Annotated in this window: 17 protein-coding genes and 1 riboswitch; of the genes, 5 read left to right on the top strand and 12 right to left on the bottom strand. The window is 72.7% G+C overall.

Going from position 1 to position 18324, the window contains the following annotated elements:
- The first annotated feature begins 48 nt into the window (after positions 1-48).
- On the top strand, positions 49-1332 hold the full coding sequence (locus ABD371_RS20755) for a D-alanyl-D-alanine carboxypeptidase family protein (protein ID WP_465270031.1): 1284 nt from the start codon (positions 49-51) through the stop codon (positions 1330-1332).
- A 2-nt stretch (positions 1333-1334) separates the two neighbouring features.
- On the opposite strand, the gene ABD371_RS20750 is transcribed toward ABD371_RS20755, so the two are convergent.
- From ABD371_RS20750 to ABD371_RS20740, 3 genes are read right to left on the bottom strand one after another with little or no spacing between them, the layout of a single operon-like run.
- Positions 1335-2267: a YihY/virulence factor BrkB family protein gene (locus ABD371_RS20750; RefSeq protein ID WP_344479023.1), complete on the bottom strand. Its 933-nt coding sequence runs from the start codon at positions 2265-2267 to the stop codon at positions 1335-1337.
- A gap of 28 nt (positions 2268-2295) precedes the next feature.
- A complete protein-coding gene (locus ABD371_RS20745) occupies positions 2296-3261 on the bottom strand; it encodes a decaprenyl-phosphate phosphoribosyltransferase (protein WP_381734023.1) in 966 nt (321 codons plus the stop codon).
- A complete protein-coding gene (locus ABD371_RS20740) occupies positions 3258-3899 on the bottom strand; it encodes a phosphatase PAP2 family protein (RefSeq protein ID WP_344479021.1) in 642 nt (213 codons plus the stop codon). The genes ABD371_RS20745 and ABD371_RS20740 overlap by 4 nt, the downstream gene beginning before the upstream one ends.
- A 166-nt stretch (positions 3900-4065) precedes the next feature.
- On the opposite strand from ABD371_RS20740, the gene dprE1 reads away from it, so the two are divergent.
- Positions 4066-5439, top strand: coding sequence for a decaprenylphosphoryl-beta-D-ribose oxidase (gene dprE1, locus ABD371_RS20735; RefSeq protein WP_344479020.1), 1374 nt, complete (start codon positions 4066-4068; stop codon positions 5437-5439).
- A 35-nt stretch (positions 5440-5474) separates the two neighbouring features.
- On the top strand, positions 5475-6230 hold the full coding sequence (gene dprE2 / locus ABD371_RS20730) for a decaprenylphospho-beta-D-erythro-pentofuranosid-2-ulose 2-reductase (protein WP_344479018.1): 756 nt from the start codon (positions 5475-5477) through the stop codon (positions 6228-6230).
- A 2-nt stretch (positions 6231-6232) separates the two neighbouring features.
- Here the strand turns inward: dprE2 and ABD371_RS20725 are convergent, their stop codons facing one another.
- From ABD371_RS20725 to ABD371_RS20715, 3 genes are all read right to left on the bottom strand, one after another.
- On the bottom strand, positions 6233-6820 hold the full coding sequence (locus ABD371_RS20725) for a 2'-5' RNA ligase family protein (protein WP_344479017.1): 588 nt from the start codon (positions 6818-6820) through the stop codon (positions 6233-6235).
- Between the two features lie 163 nt (positions 6821-6983).
- Positions 6984-8024, bottom strand: coding sequence for a tryptophan--tRNA ligase (gene trpS, locus ABD371_RS20720; protein ID WP_344479015.1), 1041 nt, complete (start codon positions 8022-8024; stop codon positions 6984-6986).
- A gap of 66 nt (positions 8025-8090) precedes the next feature.
- Positions 8091-9356: a serine hydroxymethyltransferase gene (locus tag ABD371_RS20715; protein WP_344479014.1), complete on the bottom strand. Its 1266-nt coding sequence runs from the start codon at positions 9354-9356 to the stop codon at positions 8091-8093.
- 87 nt (positions 9357-9443) lie between these two features.
- Positions 9444-9533, bottom strand: a riboswitch (ZMP/ZTP riboswitch).
- 136 nt (positions 9534-9669) lie between these two features.
- Here ABD371_RS20715 and rocD point away from each other — a divergent pair.
- Positions 9670-10878: an ornithine--oxo-acid transaminase gene (gene rocD / locus ABD371_RS20710; RefSeq protein ID WP_344479012.1), complete on the top strand. Its 1209-nt coding sequence runs from the start codon at positions 9670-9672 to the stop codon at positions 10876-10878.
- Positions 10879-10924: 46 nt separating this feature from the next.
- On the opposite strand, the gene ABD371_RS20705 is transcribed toward rocD, so the two are convergent.
- Both ABD371_RS20705 and ABD371_RS20700 read right to left on the bottom strand, forming a co-directional pair.
- On the bottom strand, positions 10925-12106 hold the full coding sequence (locus ABD371_RS20705) for a glutathionylspermidine synthase family protein (RefSeq protein WP_344479011.1): 1182 nt from the start codon (positions 12104-12106) through the stop codon (positions 10925-10927).
- Positions 12107-12158: 52 nt separating this feature from the next.
- Positions 12159-12434: a hypothetical protein gene (locus tag ABD371_RS20700; protein WP_344479009.1), complete on the bottom strand. Its 276-nt coding sequence runs from the start codon at positions 12432-12434 to the stop codon at positions 12159-12161.
- 316 nt (positions 12435-12750) lie between these two features.
- On the opposite strand from ABD371_RS20700, the gene ABD371_RS20695 reads away from it, so the two are divergent.
- Positions 12751-14223 (top strand): FG-GAP-like repeat-containing protein, encoded by a 1473-nt coding sequence (locus tag ABD371_RS20695; RefSeq protein ID WP_344479008.1) that lies wholly within the window; start codon positions 12751-12753, stop codon positions 14221-14223.
- Between the two features lie 17 nt (positions 14224-14240).
- On the opposite strand, the gene ABD371_RS20690 is transcribed toward ABD371_RS20695, so the two are convergent.
- The 4 genes from ABD371_RS20690 to ABD371_RS20675 form a co-directional block, all read right to left on the bottom strand.
- Positions 14241-14798: a chloramphenicol phosphotransferase CPT family protein gene (locus tag ABD371_RS20690; RefSeq protein WP_344479006.1), complete on the bottom strand. Its 558-nt coding sequence runs from the start codon at positions 14796-14798 to the stop codon at positions 14241-14243.
- Between the two features lie 188 nt (positions 14799-14986).
- The gene (locus ABD371_RS20685; RefSeq protein ID WP_190121621.1) at positions 14987-15976 is read right to left on the bottom strand and encodes a malate dehydrogenase; all 990 of its coding nucleotides are present in this window, start codon (positions 15974-15976) and stop codon (positions 14987-14989) included.
- A 250-nt stretch (positions 15977-16226) separates the two neighbouring features.
- Positions 16227-17303: a helix-turn-helix domain-containing protein gene (locus ABD371_RS20680; protein ID WP_344479003.1), complete on the bottom strand. Its 1077-nt coding sequence runs from the start codon at positions 17301-17303 to the stop codon at positions 16227-16229.
- A 375-nt stretch (positions 17304-17678) separates the two neighbouring features.
- Positions 17679-18317 (bottom strand): DUF3017 domain-containing protein, encoded by a 639-nt coding sequence (locus ABD371_RS20675; RefSeq protein ID WP_344479001.1) that lies wholly within the window; start codon positions 18315-18317, stop codon positions 17679-17681.
- Positions 18318-18324: the final 7 nt, after the last annotated feature.

The following is an 18324-nucleotide window of genomic DNA, read 5'->3' as shown; positions in this document are numbered from 1 at the left end:
ATAAGCATATTTTCTGTTTTCCCCTGTACTTTCACATCCGTGTCCGCCCTGAAGAAGACCGTGAAGAAGTCGGTGCTGACGGTCGCCGCCGCCTCGCTTCTCCCCCTCCTCCTCGTCGCTCCCGCCGCCGCGGACTCCCACGACGACAAGCCGAAGGGCAAGTCCAAGAGCACCTCGAAGAAGCAGCCGAGCCCCCCGGCGGCGATGTCCACCATCGGGGGCTCACTGCTCGGCAGGGCGGGCACCCAGGTCACTCTCGGCAAGGGCGCGCCGGTGCTCCCCAAGGAGCTGAGCGGACGGTCCTGGATCGTCGCGGACGCGGAGAACGGCGATGTCCTCGCCGCGCACAACGCGCACTGGCGGCTCCCCCCGGCGTCCACGCTCAAGATGCTCTTCGCCGACACCCTGCTGCCGAAGCTGCCCAAGGCGACCACCCACAAGGTCTCCGCCGAGGAGCTGGAGGACGTCGGCCCCGGCAGCAGCCTGGTCGGGGTCAAGGAGGACCTCAGCTACTCGGTCCACGATCTCTGGCTCGGCGTCTTCCTGCGCTCCGGCAATGACGCGGTCCATGTGCTGTCGGCGATGAACGGCGGCTTCGACAAGACCGTCCAGGACATGCAGGCGCACGCCGAGGAGTTGCAGGCGCTCGACACCCAGGTGGTGTCGCCCGACGGCTACGACGCGGCGGGGCAGGTCTCCTCCGCGTACGACCTGACGCTGATCGCCCGCAGCGGGATGCAGAAGAAGGACTTCCGCGAGTACGCATCCACCGTCAGCGCCGACTTCCCCGGCGAGATGGACGGCAAGAAGCGGGAGACCTTCGAGATCCAGAACACCAACCGGCTGCTGACCGGCGACTACGGGATCGCCCCGTACAAGGGGGTCGCCGGGGTGAAGAACGGCAATACGACGCATGCCGGGGCGACCTTCACCGGAGTGGCCGAGCGGAACGGCAAGGTGCTTCTCGTCACCGTCATGAACCCGGACTCGGGCGAGAGCAACGCCGTGTACAAGGAGACGGCGGAGCTGTTCGACTGGGGCTTCGCGGCCTCGGGGAAGGTCACCCCGGTGGGTGAGCTGGTGGCTCCCCGGTCCGTCCCCGTCAAGGACGTCGGCAAGGCCGGTCCGGCCAAGAACGAGCACGGCGGGGACACGGCCGGGGCCGGGAGCGGCAGCGGGAACGGGACCGCGGCGGATCAGGTCGCCTCGGCGGGGGCGAAGGAGACCTCCGGGGGGATGGGGACGGCGCTGGCGATCGCGGGCGGGGCGCTGATCGCGCTGGCGGCGGCCGTGTTCGTGGTCAACCGCCGCTGGCCCTCCCGGCGCGGCTGAGATCAGGGGGTGCGGGGGGCCTGCTCGGTGGCTTCGCCGCTCTCACCGCTGTCACCGTTCTCGCCGCTCGCCTTCGCCGTGTCCGTCGCCGTCGCCGTCGCCGTCCAGGCCGCGCAGTACAGCAGCAGCTTCGCGGTCAGATTGATCCACAGCAGCAGGGCGACCGGCACGCCGAACGCCCCGTACAGACTCTTCGAAGCGACCCCCTGCATATAGCCGCTGAGCAGCAGCTTCAGCAGCTCGAATCCGACCGCGCCGAGCAGGGCGGCCACCAGCAGCCGGCGGCGCGGCGGATGGGTCCCGGGGAGCAGGGTCAGCAGATAGAGCAGGATCAGGAAACCGGCGGCGACGGCGACGGAGATGGCGGCGGCCGACAGCAGCACTCCCTCGGCCCCGCCCGGCTCGATACCGAGCCGCTCCGCTCCCCAGCCGACCGCCGAGGAGCCGAGCGCGGAGGCGGCGAGGGAGGCGAGCGCCGTCGCGCCGAGCCCCAGGAGCACGCCCGCGTCCTTGAGCCTGCGCAGAACCGGATTGCCCTCGTCCTCGTCGTCCAGACCCCACACGGCCCGCAGGCAGTCCCGCATCGAGCCGACCCAGCCGATCCCGGTCAGCAGCAGCAGCGCGCCCGCGACCAGCCCGACCGTACCCGCGTTGGCGACCAGCGAGCCGATGTCGAGCTGCTCGGAGATCCCCGGCACCTGGTCGGCGAGCCGGTCCTGGAGCCTGGTCAGCCCCTCCTCGCCCAGCAGCGCGGCCCAGACCGCCGCCGCGACGGTGATCAGCGGGAAGAGCGCGAGAAAGCTGAGGAAGGTGATGGCGGCGGCGAGCCGGGTCCAGTGCGCCCGCTCCAGGGTCTCGTAGGAGCGCCAGGCGTGCGTACGCGCCAGCCGGGCCGCCCAGGGGCCGATGAGCGGGAGCCGTGTCAACCAGTCCATGCCGTACGCCTACCCCCTGGGCCGCCGCTCACAGGCCCGCGACCGCCAAACCGTACATCGCGGCCCACACCAGACCGATGACGGCGAGCGCCCGGTCGCGCAGCACCACGTCCTCGGGCTCGCCCGCGGTGCCCCGGTCGGCGAAGACGGCGTACCGCAGCACCGCGAGGATGAAGGCGATCATCGACAGCTGCCGCCAGGGCAGCAGCGCCCCGGCGTCGGCGGCGTCGTTCTCCAGCGCCCACAGACAGTAGGCGAGCACGGCGACCCCGGCCGCGAGCTGCCAGACGAACCGCAGATAGCCGGTGGTGTACTCGTTCAGCAGGGCCCTGGTCGCGCCGCCGCCGCCCGCCATCTGAACGGCTTCGGAGTAGCGCTTGGCGGCGACCATGAAGAGCGCGCCGAAGCCGGTGGTGATCAGGAACCAGCGGGAGAGCGGGATGTCGAGCGCGACTCCGCCGATCATCGCCCGCATCAGAAAACCGGTGGTGACGACGGCCAGATCGACCACGAGGACATGTTTGAGCCAGACGCAGTACGCGATCTGCGTCGAGAGGTACGCGGTGAGCAGCGCCCCGGTCAGCGGGTTGCAGAGGGCCGCGGCCCCGGCCACCGCCGCCGCCGCGAGCAGCGCGGACGCCGCGTAGGCGAGGGGTACGGGGACCTCCCCGGCGGCGACCGGGCGGCGGCACTTCACCGGGTGGGCGCGGTCGGCCTCGGCGTCGCGGGCGTCGTTGAGGAGGTAGACGGCGGCGGCGGCCGTGGTGAAGAGCAGGAAGACGACGGCGAGCCGGGCGGCGTTGTGGAGGGAGTCCAGCTCCCCGGCGGCGGCGGGCGCGGCGAGGACCAGGGCGTTCTTGACCCACTGCCGGGGCCGGGCGGACCGGAGCAGCCCGCCGGGCAGGGCACGGATGCCGGGGGGCGCGGGTCTGGGCACGCGCCCCCCGCCGGGGTGCGGGGGGCGGCCCAGCAGGGCGGTGCCGCGGCCGGTCACTCCGCCCGCCCTCCGCACGGGCCCCGGCCCCCGGTCCACCGCGAGCCGAGCCGGGCGGCGAGCCCGCCGAGGGCGGCGCCCGCCGCGACATCGCTCGGATAGTGGACGCCGACGACGAGCCGTGACACACACATCGCGGCGGCGAGCACGGCCACCGCCGGTTCCGCCGCCGGGAGAAGCGCGCCGAAGACGACGGCCGCCGCCGCGGCCGAGGTCGCGTGCGAGCTGGGGAAGGAGTACGGCCCCGCCGTCCGCACCAACGGCCCGAGCGCCGCGGCGGACCCGGCCGCGTCCGCCCGTACCGTCTGGGGAACCCCAGGGGACGCGGTGCCGGAGGCGGGAACCCGGCGGTCCGGCGCGGACACCGGCACCGGGCCCGGGCGGGCGCGGCGGACGGTCCATTTGAGGCAGAGGCTGGCCAGGTGGGCCGTGCCGATGAGGGCTGTGGCGCGGAGCCAGCGGCTCCGGCGGCGGTGGTCGACGGCGGCGCCGGCGAGGCCGGCGGCGAGCCAGAGCGCGCCGTGCTCGCCGGCGTGGGAGAGCGCCCGGGCCGCCCCGGCGACCCCCGGCCGGCCGCCGCAGTCGCGCATCGCCGCGAGCAGCCCACGGTCGGCCGCCGCGCAGTCGGCGTATCTCATTCGCCACCCCTTCTTCTGAGCCCGGCCCCCGCTCTCGGGGCGACTCTTCTGGGCGACCGGCCGACATTTCACGCCATTCTTTGATGACACTCGTTTAATCACCCATTTCGGCGAGTCAGCCAGACACTCCAAAAATGTGGGCATACACGGCTATACGGTCACATCCATGCCTGCCGAGAACCCCCTCCCCCCCGTCGACCCCTTCGTCCCCGTCAGCGGCTGGGGCCGCACCGCCACCACCACCGCCGCCGTGCTGCGCCCCCGCTCCCACGACGAGGCCGCGGCGGCGGTACGCGACTGGGGTGTCCGGGGCGGAATCGCCCGGGGGCTCGGCCGGGCCTACGGCGACGCGGCGCAGAACGCGGGCGGCACGGTCCTCGACATGACGGCGCTGCGGCGGATCCACGCCGTCGACACCGAGGCGGGCACGGTCGTCTGCGACGCCGGGGTGAGCCTGCACCGGCTGATGGAAGTGCTGCTGCCGCTCGGCTGGTTCGTGCCGGTGACGCCGGGGACCCGGCACGTCACCGTGGGCGGCGCGGTCGGCGCGGACATCCACGGGAAGAACCACCACGTCAGCGGGGCCTTCTCACGCCATGTGGAATCCGTCGAACTGCTCACCGCCGACGGCTCGGTGCACACCGCGCTCCCCGGCACCGACCTCTTCGACGCCACCACCGGCGGCATGGGACTGACCGGGGTGATCCTCTCCGCGAAGATCCGCCTCCACCGGGTGGAGACCTCGCTGATGTCCGTCGACACCGAACGCGCCACCGATCTCGACGACCTGATGGCCAGACTCGCCGCCACCGACCACCGCTACCGCTACTCGGTCGCCTGGATCGATCTGCTCGCGCGCGGCAGGGCGCTCGGCCGCTCGGTCCTCACCCGGGGGGAGCACGCCCCGCTGGACGCGCTGCCCGCGCGCGCCCGGCGCGATCCGCTCGCCTTCCGCCCCGGCAGACTGCCCGCGCCGCCCGCCTTCGTCCCGGCGGGACTCCTCACCCGCACCACGGTCGGCCTGTTCAACGAGTTCTGGTACCGCAGGGCCCCCCGGTCCCGGACCGGCGCGCTCCAGCGGATCCCGTCCTTCTTCCACCCGCTGGACGCCGTGCCGCACTGGAACCGGATCTACGGCCGCGACGGCTTCGTCCAGTACCAGTTCGTCGTCGGCCACGGCCGGGAGGAGACCCTGCGCCGGATCGTCCGGCGGATCGCCCGCCGCCGCTGCCCGTCCTTCCTCGCGGTCCTCAAACGGTTCGGCGAGGCCGACCCGGGCTGGCTCTCCTTCCCGGTGCCCGGCTGGACCCTGGCGCTGGACATCCCCGCCGGGCTGAGCGGCCTCGGCGGCTTCCTGGACGAGCTGGACGAGGAGGTCGCGGGCGCGGGCGGCCGGGTCTACCTCGCCAAGGACTCCCGGCTGCGCCCGGAACTCCTCGCCGGGATGTACCCCCGGCTCGCGGACTTCCGCACCCTGCGGGCCCGGCTGGACCCGCGCGGAGTCTTCGCCTCCGACCTCTCCCGACGGCTCGGCCTGTGAGCCCCGCCCCCTCCCACGCACGTACAGGAGCAGTCATGAAGGACGCCTTCGGCACCCCGCAGTCCCTGCTCGTCCTCGGCGGCACATCGGAGATCGGCCTCGCCGTCGCCCGCCGGCTGATCGCCCGCCGCGCCCGCACCGTCTGGCTGGCCGGACGCCCCTGCCCCGAACTCGAAGCCGCCGCCGAGGGGCTGCGCGCGCTCGGCGCGGACGTCCGTACGGTCGCCTTCGACGCGCTGGAGACCGGCGCGCACGAGGAGAGTCTCGGCAAGGTCTTCACCGAGGGCGACATCGACATGGTGCTGCTCGCCTTCGGCGTCCTGGGCGACCAGGCGAACGACGAGGGCGACCCGCCCGCGGCGGTGCGGGTCGCGCAGACCAACTACACGGGCGCGGTGTCGGCCGGGCTGATCTGCGCGGCGGCGCTCCAGAACCAGGGGCACGGCTCCCTGGTGGTGCTCTCCTCCGTCGCGGGCGAGCGGGCCCGGCGCGCCAACTTCATCTACGGGTCGAGCAAGGCCGGACTCGACGCCTTCGCCCAGGGGCTGGGGGACGCGCTGTACGGGACGGGGGTCCATGTGATGGTCGTACGCCCGGGATTCGTCCGTACCCGGATGACGGCGGGGCGGCCCGCCGCGCCGCTGGCCACCACCCCCGAGGCGGTCGCCGCCGCCGTGGAGCTGGGGCTGCGCCGCCGCTCGGAGACGGTGTGGGTGCCGGGGACGCTGCGGATCGCGATGACGGCCCTGCGGCATGTGCCGCGACCGCTGTTCCGCCGGCTTCCCGTCTGAAGTCAGGAGGAGAAGGGCGCGGGCTCGCCGGCCGGCGAGCCCTGCGGGGGCACCGCGGCGGGCCCGCCGTCGCCGAAGGCGTACGAGTTCAGCTTCCGCCAGACGCTGTCCGCGCCCTGCTCGTACAGCGAGAAGGAGGCGCAGGTCCAGGCCGCCTCGAAGTCGGCGAGTTCCTCGTACGCCCGGTCCATGGCCTCCTCGGCGATGCCGTGGGCGACGGTGACATGGGGGTGGTACGAGAACTGGAGCTCGCGCACCAGCGGGCCCGAGGCGTCCCGGACCCGCTTCTGGAGCCAGGAGCAGGCCGCCGCGCCCTCGGCGATCCGCACGAAGACGACCGGGGAGAGCGGCCGGAAGGTCCCCGTACCGCTGAGCCGCATGGGGAACGGCCGCACCGCCCGCGCGACCTCGGTGAGATGCGCCTCGACGGCCGGGAGCAGCGCGGGGTCGGCCTCGGTGGGCGGCAGCAGGGTCACATGGGTGGGGATGCCGTGGGCGGCGGGGTCCCCGAAGCCCGCGCGCGCCTCCTGGAGGAAGCTGCCGTAGGGCTCCGGGACCGCGATCGAGACGCCGAGCGTGACGGTCCCCACGTCGTTCTCCTTCACACTTCGGTCGGGCGGTGCACCCGTCGGGCGGGACCCCCGCCGGAGCGGGAGTCGTACAGCCGCCAGTGTGGCGGCTGTACGGCGTGTGTGGCCAGAGGCGTTGGACACAGCGCCGGGGGGCCGGCAGGCCCCATACTGAAAGGCTCGGTCAGTGCTTGGCCGGCACCAGGCCCACCCTGTCGTACGCCGTGGCCAGGGTCTCGGCGGCCACCGCGCGGGCCTTCTCGGCCCCCTTGGCGAGCACCGCGTCGAGCGTCTCGGGGTCGTCCAGATACTCCTGCGTACGGGCGCGGAACGGCGTGACGAACTCCACCATCACCTCGGCGAGGTCGGTCTTGAGCGCGCCGTACATCTTGCCCTCGTACTCCCGCTCCAGCTCGGCGACGGACGTGCCGGTGAGGGTGGAGTAGATGGTCAGGAGGTTGCTGACGCCGGGCTTCCCGACCGGGTCGAAGCGGATGACGGCCTCGGCGTCGGTGACCGCGCTCTTGACCTTCTTCGCGGTCGTCTTCGGGTCGTCCAGAAGGTTGATCAGGCCCTTGGGCGTGGAGGCCGACTTGCTCATCTTGATCGCCGGGTCCTGGAGGTCGTAGATCTTCGCGACCTCCTTGACGATGTGCGCCGCCGGGACGTTGAAGGTGTCGCCGAAGCGGGTGTTGAAGCGCTCGGCGAGATCGCGGGTCAGCTCGATGTGCTGGCGCTGGTCCTCGCCGACCGGCACGGAGTCCGCCTGGTAGAGCAGGATGTCCGCGACCTGGAGGATCGGGTACGTGAAGAGCCCGACGGTGGCCCGGTCGGCCCCCTGCTTGGCGGACTTGTCCTTGAACTGGGTCATCCGGGAGGCCTCGCCGAAGCCGGCGATGCAGTTCATCACCCAGCCGAGCTGGGCGTGCTCGGGCACATGGCTCTGGATGAAGAGGGTGCAGCGGTCGGGGTCGAGCCCGGCGGCGAGCAGCTGGGCGGCGGCGAGGCGGGTGTTGGCCCGCAGCTGGGCCGGCTCCTGCGGCACGGTCATCGCGTGCAGGTCCACGACCATGTAGAACGCGTCGTGGGTCTCCTGGAGCGCCACGTACTGGCGGATCGCTCCGAGGTAGTTCCCGAGGTGGAACGAGCCTGCGGTGGGCTGGATGCCGGACAGCGCCCGGGGGCGGGGGTGCTGGGCGGAGCCATGCTGACGGTCTTGGGCCATGCCGGTCATTCTCTCAGGTGCCCGGCCGGGCCCGGACACCCTGCCGGGCCCGGGCCGGGCGGCGGATCAGCCGGGCAGCCCGGGAGCAGGGTATGCGGCCATCAGTTCGGCGACCTCCCGGCGGATCGCGGCCAGCGCGTCCTCGTCGCCCGCGCCCGCCGCGCGCACGCCCCGGTCGATCCAGTCGGCGACGGCGGGCATGTGCTCCGTGCCGAGGCCGCGCGAGGTCAGGGCGGGGGTGCCGATGCGGATGCCGGAGGGGTCGAAGGGCTTTCTGGCGTCGTAGGGGACGGTGTTGTAATTCACGACGACGCCCGCCCGGTCCAGGCCCTTGGCGGCGATCTTGCCGGGGACCTCCTTGGGGGTGAGGTCCATGAGGATCAGATGGTTGTCGGTGCCGCCGGAGACCAGGTCGAAGCCCCGCTCCAGCAGGGCCTCGGCCAGCGCCCGGGCGTTGGCGACGACCGCGTGGGCGTAGCTCCGGAAGGAGGGCTGGGCGGCCTCGTGGAGGGCGACCGCGATGGCGGCGGTGGTCTGGTTGTGCGGGCCTCCCTGGAGTCCGGGGAAGACGGCCTTGTCGAGGGCCTTGGCGTGCGTCTCGCGGGACATCAGCATCGCGCCGCGCGGGCCGCGCAGGGTCTTGTGGGTGGTCGTGGAGATCACATCGGCGTGCGGCACGGGCGAGGGGTGCGCGCCGCCCGCGATCAGTCCGGCGATGTGGGCGACGTCGGCGACCAGGATCGCGCCGGCCTCCCGGGCGATCTCCGCGAAGGCCGCGAAGTCGATGGTCCGGGGCACGGCGGTGCCGCCACAGAAGATGATCTTCGGGCGTTCCTTGAGGGCCAGCTCGCGGACCTCGTCGAAGTCGACCAGGCCGGTGTCCCGGCGTACCCCGTAGCGCACCCCCCGGAACCAGGTGCCGGTGGCGGAGACGCCCCAGCCGTGGGTGAGGTGGCCGCCCATGGGCAGCGACATGCCCATCACGGTGTCGCCGGGCTCGGCGAAGGCGAGATAGACGGCGAGGTTGGCCGGGGAGCCGGAGTACGGCTGCACATTGGCGTGCTCGACGCCGAAGAGGTCCTTGGCGCGGGCGACGGCGAGCCGCTCGACCTGGTCGATGTTCTGCTGGCCCTCGTAGTAGCGGCGGCCGGGGTAGCCCTCGCTGTACTTGTTCTGGAGCACGGTCCCGGCGGCCTCCAGCACGGCGCGGGAGACATAGTTCTCGCTGGCGATCAGCCGGAGCGTCTCGGCCTGGAGCCGCTCCTCGGCTCCGACGAGCGCGGCGAGTTCCGGGTCGGCGGCGGCGAGGGCGGGGTGGGGAAGGGTGCTCATGGCGTGTCCTCCGGGTCGTGGTGACGACCGGTTCCCCGGGGCGGCTGGACGGACGGTCCTCCGGCGGCCCCGGGGGTGACCGGGTTGCCGGGACACCCAGGCGGGCGGTGTCTCGTCTGCTCCTGAGGGCACGGCTCCACCGCGGTCATTCCGCGTACGCCAGTCGCCGTGCTCACCACCCACCCTAATGCCGGGGCCCGACGGCAAGGTTTCCGTGTCCGTATGGCGAGCGACGATAGAAACAGGGGTGCGTGCTGACAAGATCGGCCCGCCCCACGCCGGATGCCCTTGTATCTACCTGATCGGAGATCCCGTGTCCGCATCTGACAGCGCCATCGCCGCGGCCGAGGCCCACACCGCGCACAACTACCACCCGCTCCCCGTGGTCGTCGCCACGGCGGAGGGCTCGTGGGTGACCGATGTCGAGGGGCGGCGCTTCCTCGATCTGCTCGCGGGCTACTCGGCCCTCAACTTCGGCCACCGCAACCCCCGGCTGATCGAAGCGGCCAGGGCGCAGCTGGACCGGGTCACCCTCACCTCGCGCGCCTTCCACCACGACCGGTTCGCCGATTTCTGTACGGAGCTGGCGGAGCTGTGCGGCATGGAGTCGGTGCTGCCGATGAACACCGGCGCGGAGGCGGTGGAGACGGCGGTGAAGACCGCCCGCAAGTGGGGGTACCGGGTCAAGGGGGTCCCCGAGGGCATGGCCAAGATCGTCGTCGCGGCGAACAACTTCCACGGCCGGACGACGACGGTGATCAGCTTCTCGACCGACCCGGAGGCGCGGGCGGACTTCGGCCCGTACACACCGGGGTTCCAGATCGTGCCGTACGGGGATCTCACCGCGATGAGCGCGGCGATGACGGCGGAGAACACCGTGGCCGTGCTGCTGGAGCCGATCCAGGGTGAGGCGGGGGTGCTGGTGCCGCCGGAGGGATATCTGGCGGGCGTGCGCCGGCTCGCCAGTGAGCGGAACGTGCTGTTCATCGCCGATGAGATCCAGTCGGGCCTGGGCCGTACCGGCCGGACCTTCGCCTGTGAGCACGAGGGCGTGGTGCCGGACGTGTATCTGCTGGGCAAGGCGCTGGGCGGCGGGGTCGTGCCGGTGTCGGCGGTGGTCTCCTCGCAGGAGGTGCTCGGGGTGTTCAGGCCCGGGGAGCACGGCTCGACCTTCGGGGGGAATCCGCTGGCCTGCGCGGTGGCGCTGGAGGTGATCGCGATGCTGAGGACCGGCGAGCACCAGCAGCGCGCGGCCGAGCTGGGCGAGCACCTTCACCATGAGCTGAGTCTGCTCACGGGCGCGGGCGCGGTGCGGGCGGTGCGCGGACGGGGGCTGTGGGCGGGGGTGGACGTGGATCCGGCCCGGGGCACCGGCCGGGAGATCTCCGAGAAGCTGATGGACCGGGGGGTGCTGGCCAAGGACACCCACGGCTCGACGATCCGGATCGCGCCGCCGCTGGTGATCTCCAAGGAGGATCTCGACTGGGGGCTCGATCAGCTGCGCGCGGTGCTGGCGGGCTGAGCGGCGCGTCCATGAGGATCCGGTACGGCCGGGCCGTACCGGATCCTCAGAGGATGACGTGCGGCAGGAAGCGGGCGTACTCGTCGGTGATCAGACTGGAGGACTCGCGGATGCCGAGGCCCGCCGCCTCGTCCTCGACCACCCATGCCCCGAGCACCACCCGGTTGCCGTCGAAGTCCGGCAGCGGGGCCAGCTCCTGGTAGCAGCAGGGCTCGTCGCGCAAAACCGGGGCGTGGCCGGGCTCGTGGACGGTGACGCCCGCGCCCTCGCGGCCGAGGAGCGGCTTGGCGACATAGCCGCGCCCGGCGGCGAGTTCGCGGGGGCCGTCGAGATAGGCCGGGAGCAGGTTGGGGTGGCCCGGGTACAGCTCCCAGAGGATGGCGAGCAGCGCCTTGTTGGAGAGGAGCATCTTCCAGGCGGGCTCTATCCAGCAGGTGGTGCCGGTGCCGCCGCCGTTGTCCAGGGTGTCCAGGACGTGCGGGCCGAAGCGGTCGGTGGTCAGCCACTCCCAGGGGTAGAGCTTGAAGCAGGAGCGGATGAACCGGAGTTTCTCGTCGACGAACCGCCCGGAGAGCCGGTCCCAGCCGATCCGCTCCACCGACAGCGCCTCGGTGTCGATCCCGGCCTGCTGGGCGGTCTCGCGCAGATAGGCGACGGTCATCAGGTCCTCGCCGAGTTCGTCGCCGTCGGAGTGGACGAAGTGCAGGGGGCCCGGCGGGAGCAGCGGGGCCTGCCGCTGCCAGGCGGCGACGAGCCGCTCGTGGAGCGAGTTCCACTGGTCCGCGCCGGGGAATCGTTCCTCCATCCAGAACCACTGGGGGCTGGCGGCCTCCACCAGCGAGGTGGGGGTGTCGGCGTTGTACTCCAGCATCTTGGCCGGGCCGGTGCCGTCGTACCGCAGGTCGAACCGGCCGTAGACGGAGGGCAGCTCGGCGCGCCGCCGCCAGGACTCGGCGATCAGCCGGGCGAGTCTCGGGTCGGTGATGCCGAGGTCGGCGAAGCGGTCCCGCGCCACGATGTGCGCGGCGGCGGCCAGGCACATGGCGTGGAGTTCGTCGACGACCTCCTCCAGCGCCTCGACCTCGGGCAGTGAGAACTCGTAGTAGGCGCTCTCGTCCCAGTACGGGCGGAGCGAGCCGTCCGGGTGGCGGGTGAGGGGGTAGACGCAGCCCTGTTCCTCCACGGTCCGCTGCCAGTCGGGCCGGGGCTCGATGGTGTGACGTCGCATCGGTGCTCGTTTCGGTGCTTGTTCCGGTGCTCGTTCCGGTGCTTGTTCCGGGTCAGCCGCCGCCGGAGCCGGAGCAGCCGAAGCCGTCCCGCTCGACCGCGCTCTTGTCGAAGCTGCCGCCCCAGACGGTGCCGCCCTCGATCTTGCCGCCGTAGTAGTGGTCGCCCTTGCCGTCGTAGGTGTCGCACTCGTAGCTCGGCAGATGGTCGAGGTTCGCCCGGTCCGCGCACCGCTTGTCCGGTTCCGACCCGCAGGAGGTGATCGTCAGCGCCAGTAGGCCCATCCCGCCGAGCACCACCGTGCTCGACCTCAGTCTGCGTCGCGCCATCAGCCGGCCGCCCCCGTTCGAAAATCACATGTCGTGGAAAGGTGCTGAAACGCCGACAGACTAGTGGTCACGCCGTCGGTCCCGCCCCCTGGCCCCCTTCACACCCTTCGAACACTCCACGCTCACAGGTGTTCCGGCGGTTCCGGCGCGCCGGGGAAGACGGGCGGGAGGGGAAGCGGACGTGAGGCGAGAGGTGCCGGAGGCGGGGCAACCCTTCGGGAACCTCGTGGGTCAAGCTGGTGCGTGTCCCGCCCCCGGGCGGGCCGCGCACCAGCCCCCCCCCGCCCGTCACGACGCTCACCTATGAGGCCCGCTCATGAACTCACGCCGTGTGTCCCGTGGTCTGAAACTGGTCGCGCTCGCGGCCGCAGGCTCCCTGGCCGCCCCGGTGGCGTTCGCCGTCTCCGGCACGGCCCCCGCCGAGCAGGCCGCGACCGTGGCCGCCGCGGGGCGGCCGACGGGCCCGACGGAGGACTTCAACGGCGACGGCTATCAGGATCTCGCGGTCGCCGCGCCCCTGGGGACCGTAGACGGCAAGAAACGGGCGGGCTATGTCTCGGTGCTCTACGGCTCGAAGTCGGGCCTGCGGATCGAGAGCAAACAGATCATCCATCAGGACACCCCCGGGATACCGGGGAGCACCGGGGCGGGCGACTCCTACGGCACGGCGCTCGCCGCGGCCGATCTGAACGGGGACCCGTACGCGGATCTCGTGGTCGGCTCCCCCCACGAGGACGCCAACGCGGACGGCACCCTCTCGGTGATCTGGGGCGGCCCCGACGGGCTCGCGGGCGGGGCGATCCTGCTGGACGGCTCGGAGCGGCGCTCCGGCAGCCACATCGTGACCGGCGACTTCGACGGCGACGGCGGCCCGGACGTGGTCACCACCGGACACGGGGACGAACTCTGGCTGCTCTCCGGACCCTTCGCCCGGGACGGCTCGCCCAGCCGCACCTCGCGGGTCCCCAGCCGGCGGGACGAGGAGATGGTGGAGCTGGCGGCGGGCGATGTGAACCGCGACGGGATCACCGACATCGCCGGGCTCCAGGGGTACGGCGAGGCGACCACCCCCGACCTCATGTACTGGAAGGGCACGGCCCAGGGCCTCGCCTCCCCCGCGTACGTCAACGGCTTCGGGCGCACCAGTGTGCGCGGCGACAGCCTCGACGTCGGCGATGTGAACGGGGACGGCTTCGAGGACATCGTCGTCGGCCACACCGAGGCGCACGCGTACGAGCCGGCCATCCCCACCGGCGGCAAGATCACCTATGTGCCGGGCTCCGCGGGCGGCCCGGCCGGGACCCGCGCGCGCGACTTCCACCAGGACGGCCCCGGGATGCCGGGCGGCGCGGGGCCCCTGGACCGGTTCGGCACGGCGGTCTCCATCGGTGACGTCGACGGGGACGGCTACGGGGACGTCATGGTCGGCGCGGAGGGCAAGGACTCCCCGGACCAGGAGGGTTCGGGGGCCGTCTTCGCCCTGCGCGGCACCGGGAGCGGGCCGACCGGCAAGGGGGCCAGGACCTTCGTCCAGGGGGACGCGGGGGTGCCCGGCACCGCCGAGGAGGACGACCGGTTCGGCTCCGCCACCAAGCTGATCGACTCCAACGGCGACGGGACGCCGGAGCTGGCCGCCACCGCCCGGGGCGAGAACGGACTCAACGGCGCGGTCTGGGTCTTCACCTCGACGGCCGACGGGGTCAGCCCGGACGGTGCCTTCGTGTACGGCCCCAGGGCGCTGGGCACGGTGGGGACGAACGGCCGGTTCGGCACCGCGTTCACCGACTGAGGCGCCCCGTCGCGCGCTCAGCCCCCGGGCGTCGCGGCGGCGTGCTTCAGCCGGGTGAAGGCGGTGGGCCGGGGCAGCAGCGGCAGGGCCTCGGCGATCCGCCGCGCGCACTCGGCGGGCGTGGCCGCGGCGGTGTCGCACTCGATGTCGTACACCCCGTGCGCGTGCACCTGCGCGAGCTGCCCGGCGGCCAGGCCCTCGGGCCGGTCCCCCCGCGCGCGTTCGCGCCGCTCCAGCTCCGCCGGCGGGCAGTGGACGCCGACCAGGACGACATCCTCGGGGACGAAGAGCTCCAGGCAGTCGGCCAGCCGCCACGGCTGGCTCAGCACATGGTCCACCACGATGTTGTTGCCCGCCGCCGCCATCCCCGCGACCGCCCGGTGAAAACCCGCCCAGGTGCGCCTGAGCAGCTGCTCCACCTGCTCGGGCGGGTACTCCCGCCGGGTGCGCATCGCGTGGAACGCGTCCACCGGCAGATGGAAGTACGGCTCGTCCAGGATCATCAGCAGCTCCTGGGCGATGCTCGACTTGCCGGAACTGGACGTCCCGTTCAGAAAGATGATCCGTCCGCTCACTCCGGACACCCCCGCCTCCCCAACACACCCCGTGTACAGGGAAATCAACCTATCGGAGCCGGGCGGGGCGTCTCGGCCGGGAGGGCGTGAACGCACTCCGCCCCCGGACGCCGGAGCGGCCGGGGGCGGGAGAGCTGCGGGGCGTACGAGCCGGGTCAGGCTCGGGTCAGGCCCGGATCAGGCTCGGATCAGAGGAGACCGAGGGCGCGCACCGCGTCGCGCTCCTCCGCCAGCTCGCGCACCGAGGCGTCGATGCGGGCGCGCGAGAACTCGTTGATGTCCAGGCCCTGGACGATCTCGTACCGGCCGTCCTTCGCGGTCACCGGGAAGGAGGAGATCAGACCCTCCGGGACGCCGTAGGAGCCGTCCGAGGGGATGCCCATGGAGGTCCAGTCGCCCTCGGCGGTGCCGTTGACCCAGGTGTGGACGTGGTCGATCGCCGCGTTCGCCGCCGAGGCGGCCGAGGACGCGCCGCGGGCCTCGATGATGGCCGCGCCGCGCTTGGCGACGGTCGGGATGAAGGTGTCCGCCAGCCAGGCCTCGTCGTCGACCAGCTCGGCCGCGTTCTTGCCCGCGATCTCCGCGTGGAAGATGTCGGGGTACTGGGTCGCCGAGTGGTTGCCCCAGATCGTCAGGCGCTTGATGTCGGAGACGGTGGTGCCCGTCTTCGCGGCGAGCTGCGACAGGGCGCGGTTGTGGTCCAGGCGGGTCATCGCGGTGAAGCGCTCGGCCGGCACGTCCGGGGCGGCGGCCTGGGCGATCAGGGCGTTGGTGTTGGCCGGGTTGCCGACGACGAGCACCTTGACGTCGTCCGCCGCGTGGTCGTTGATGGCCTTGCCCTGCGGCTTGAAGATGCCGCCGTTGGCCTCCAGCAGATCGCCGCGCTCCATGCCCTTGGTGCGGGGGCGCGCGCCGACGAGGAGGGCCACGTTGGCACCGTCGAAGGCGACATTGGGGTCGTCGGTGATGTCGATGCCGCGCAGCAGCGGGAAGGCGCAGTCGTCGAGCTCCATGGCGGTGCCCTGGGCCGCGCCCAGCGCCGGGGTGATCTCAAGAAGGCGCAGCTTGACCGGTACGTCCGGGCCGAGCAGGTGGCCCGAGGCGATGCGGAAGAGCAGCGCGTAACCGATCTGGCCGGCCGCGCCGGTCACGGTGACGTTGACGGGAGTGCGGGTCATGGCGATCTCCGTAAGACAGCTGGCGGTGGGGGTCCCTGCCCCGGGTCCGGGACGCCCCTTCCACCCTTCACGAATGCCCGGGATTCCGGATCACGGATTCCCGGGACGACTCTCAAGACGAATCTTGATGTGAAGAGACATCCAGCGGTCAGGCTATCCGACCTTGCCGACCGGTGACCGACGGCCCCTTGTGGCACGGCTCACGCCGCCGCCGCGCGGCGGCCGGGGCCGATCCGGCGGCGCGGGCCGCTCACTCGTCGGTGCAGCCCTTGACGCCGGTGGCCTTCAGCGTGCCGCAGGCCGTCGCCTTCGCCCCGTCGGCGACCGCCGTCATGGGGGTGAAGGCGTCGTTGTCGGCGTTCACCAGCCCGTCCTGACGGCCCTTGCCGCCGACGCTGATCTCCACCGTGTCGCCGGGGGCGGCCTCGGTGATGCGCGCCCAGGAGGCCTTGCAGACCTCGCTGTGCCGGACCTCGATCTTCGCCCCGCCCACGGTCGCGGTGGCGACGGTCTTCGCGAACTCGCCTCCGCAGCCCATCGCCTGCGGGTCCTGGCCCGCGCACTTCTCCCCGACGCACTTCACCCCGTCGGGCAGCGCCGAGGCGCTGGCGGACGCGATGGGCGACGGCTTGGCGACCGTTTTGGTCTTCTCCGGCTCGCCGCCGAGGTCGGCCAGCAGGACCGCCGCGGCGACCACGGCCAGCGCGACCACCGCTCCGGCCACGAAGACGACCGTCTTCCGCCTGCCGCCCGCGGGGCCCGAACGGCCGCCGCCGGGCCCGGAGCGACGGCCGCCCCCGGCCCCGGGAGCGCGGTGCCTGCTCTGCCCGGCGGAACGGCCGTACCCCCCGGCCGGGCCCACGACCTGCTCCAGCTGGTCCTTGTACGGGGGCCAGGCGGCCGTCGGGGCTGCCGCGTCGGGGGCTGCCGTACGGCTCTTCCCCCGGCCGCCGCCCGGTCCGTCCCCGGTGCCGGGCGCGGCCGATTCGTACTCTCCCAGGGCCGCTCGGGCCTGGGATATCCGTATCTGCTCCATGGTCCGGTCGTGGCGCGCCTCGGCGCGGCTCCAGGCCCGCTCCGCCAGCTCCCACATGGTGGTGAGGTGGACCGGGCTGGTGCCCGTCACCTCGGCCAGCGCGATGATCGCGCCCTTGGGGGCGAGGATCCGCCCGTTGAGGTAGCGCTCCCAGGACGTCTTGCTGTAGCCGGTGTGATCCGACACCGCCGCGATGCTGAGCCCGCTCCGGTCGACGAGCCGACGCAACTGCTCGGCGAACTCACGGACTTCCGGATCCAACTCCTCCGGAAGCGCCTTCCAACGAGCCATGGTCTAACCCCCTTGTCCCCCGAACGTAGGTACTGTGACCCGCGCTCAGCCGCCCTCGCACCACCCTCATGCCGATAAGTCGGACAACCAGAGGAGATGTATGGGGTCAGGATGTCAGTTTCTGACACCGGCGTGCACGGGAGCTTCCAAGATGGTGTCCGCGCCCCTCAGTGCGCCCCATCACGGCTGCCGCCACAGTGTCCCATCCACGACGCGGCGATCACACCGCGCCAAAGTGGCCACTTCCGCACCACTGGCCACACCCGTCCCCATGGGCCGGGGCGGGTTCCCGACGATTCTCGATCACACGGGCGACGCCCGTGCTTCCTCCGGAGGAAGCACGGGCGTCGCCGGGATGACATGCGGATGAACGCGCTACTCCCGGAAGGTGAAGCGGACCAGGTCCTCCAGGAACGGCAGGTCCAGCCAGGGATCCGGCTGGGCGAGCATCGCCAGCAGGGTGATGACCACGCCCAGCAGACCGTAGGTGAGCAGGTCGGTGAAGCGGGAGCGCACGGCGAGCATGCCCACGGAGGGCAGGACCCTGCGCAGCGCCGCGCCCGTGAGCAGGCCCGCGCCGACCAGCAGGGTGCCGATCCGGAACGCCTCGTCGAACGGGTTCAGACCGACGATCAGCAGACCGGCCCCGACCAGGGCCAGCACCGTCAGCAGCGGCCACTGCCTGGCGGGGGCGGGCGCGTCCCCCGGGGCGGCACGGCCGCCGCCCTCGGGGCGCGCGGTGTGCGTGGTGAGGGTCGGCGGGCGGCGGCCGGCGCCGGCCGCCGGAGCGCTCTCGCCCGCGTCGCGGTCACCACCGTCACCGCCGTCACCGCTGTCGTCGCTCTCGCCATCGCCGGGCCCGGCCTCGGCCTCGGGCTCCGGCTTCGTGTCCGGGGCCGCGTCCGTGCCGGGCTCCGTCCCCGCGTCCCGGCGGGCGGCCGGTGCGGGGTCCTGGGCGGGGCCCGCCGGGCCGCCGCCCCCGACCTCGCGGTCGTCGTTCATCCGTACGCCCATGGGGGCA

Source organism: Streptomyces amakusaensis, assembly GCF_039532665.1.
In the GTDB taxonomy this organism is placed as follows: Bacteria; Actinomycetota; Actinomycetes; order Streptomycetales; family Streptomycetaceae; genus Streptomyces; species Streptomyces amakusaensis.
This window is presented reverse-complemented; position numbering and strand designations above follow the sequence as displayed.